Annotated in this window: 1 protein-coding gene; it reads right to left on the bottom strand. The window is 40.4% G+C overall.

Annotation, left to right across the window (positions count from 1 at the left end; genetic code table 11):
- Positions 1 to 240: Ger(x)C family spore germination C-terminal domain-containing protein (locus R0J87_RS24245; RefSeq protein ID WP_498889603.1), on the bottom strand; the 240-nt coding region annotated here is incomplete at both ends.

Below are 240 nucleotides of genomic sequence, written 5' to 3'. Positions count from 1 at the left end.
AAGGAAATCTTTCCATCCTTTAAATAAGGTTCGACCTTGGAAGCGGCTTTCTTGATTTCAAATGTAATGGGATAGCCTTTGTAGGCTGCAGGAACAACTCCGCCTGAGATACGATTCATCATCCAATTTAAAGCTTGAACATCATTTGCTGGAATAAACCCTATGAGTTTTCGTGTTTTTCCATGAATGATACCTGCTCCATCATAGATGAGCTCGTCGTTAATGGCATCCACACTTTGA

The sequence above is a fragment of the Halomonas sp. SIMBA_159 genome (genome assembly GCF_046536035.1).
GTDB classification, from domain to species: domain Bacteria; phylum Pseudomonadota; class Gammaproteobacteria; order Pseudomonadales; family Halomonadaceae; genus Vreelandella; species Vreelandella venusta_A.
The sequence above is the reverse complement of the archived record's forward strand: the minus strand, read 5'-3'. Positions and strand labels throughout refer to the sequence as shown.